This window comes from Brenneria corticis (genome assembly GCF_003115855.1).
GTDB lineage: Bacteria > Pseudomonadota > Gammaproteobacteria > Enterobacterales > Enterobacteriaceae > Brenneria > Brenneria corticis.
This window is the reverse complement of the sequence record NZ_KZ819134.1, coordinates 1-1,255: the sequence shown is the minus strand read 5'-3', so window position 1 is coordinate 1,255 and position 1,255 is coordinate 1. Positions and strand designations below refer to the sequence as shown.

The 1,255-nt window shown below is 57.3% G+C and carries 1 protein-coding gene; it reads left to right on the top strand.

The window, feature by feature from the left end:
- Positions 1 to 62 precede the first annotated feature (62 nt).
- A protein-coding gene (locus DDT56_RS24225; protein WP_136168890.1) for an IS3 family transposase occupies positions 63 to 1,225 on the top strand; the annotation gives its coding sequence in 2 pieces (ribosomal slippage) (positions 63 to 321 and positions 321 to 1,225; 1,164 coding nt in all).
- Positions 1,226 to 1,255 lie beyond the last annotated feature (30 nt).

Genomic DNA, 1,255 nt, shown 5'->3' with positions numbered 1-1,255 from the left:
TGATCCTACCCACGAATGGTGGACACGCTGTTAAGCGAGTAAAATCGTTAACAAGGTGAACCATGACGCAAGCAAAATCTGTGAAGAAGACATCCCGTAATCAATATACCCCGGAGTTTCGCCAGCAGGCGCTGGCGCTGGCTGAGCGCATCGGCGTCGCCAAAGCCGCCCGGGAACTCGGCCTGCACGACTCTCAACTCTACGCCTGGCGCAGTAAACAACGTCAGCAGGGCTCCACCTCTGAGCGTGAGCAGCAACTGGCCACGGAAAATGCCCGCCTTAAACGTCAACTCGCCGAGCGGGATGAGGAGCTGGCTATCCTCCAAAAGGCGGCCACCTACTTCGCCAGACGCCTGAAGTGAAGTACGGTTTTATACAACAGCATCAGGCGGCGTTCTCAGTGAAAAGTCTGGCCAGGGTACTGCGTGTCTCGCGCAGCGGCTGGTATGCCTGGCTGAAGCGCCGGCAATCCCCCTCACCGCGGCAGATGCGCCGCCAGCAGTGTGATGAGCGGGTGGCGCAAGCTTTTATACAGGCTAAACAGCGCTATGGCGCGCCCCGCCTGACGCAGGAATTGCGTGAAGCCGGTCATGGCTGGAACCGTAAAACGGTGGCGGCCAGTCTGCGACGTCAGGGATTACGGGCCAGAGCGGCGCGCAAGTTCAAAGCCACGACAAACAGCCGGCATAACCTGCCGGTGGCGTCGAACCTGTTGCAACAGGATTTCAGTGCCACGGGGCCGGACCAGAAGTACGTTGGGGATATCACCTACCTGTGGACAGAGGAAGGCTGGCTGTACCTGGCGGTGGTTATCGACCTGTATTCGCGTCGGGTGGTGGGTTGGTCGATGTCGGAACGAATGACGGCGGAGCTGGCGTGCAATACGCTGAAAATGGCGCTGTGGCGGCGAAAGATGCCGCGCGGCGTGATAGTTCACTCTGACAGAGGGAGCCAGTATTGTTCCCATGATTATCAGGGTGTTATCAAAGACAATGAACTGATATGCAGTATGAGCGCGAAGGGCTGTTGCTACGATAACGCTTGTGCGGAAAGCTTCTTCCACAGTCTGAAAGTGGAGCTAATCCACGGTGAGAGGTTCAACACGCGGGAGGAGATGAAATCGGCGGTATTCGAGTATATCGAGATAGACTACAATCGGCACCGACGGCATAGTGCCAACGGCGGGCTAAGCCCGGTGCAATTTGAGGAAAGAAACCTCGCTTAAGGCAGTGTCCACCGTCGCTGGGCAAGATCA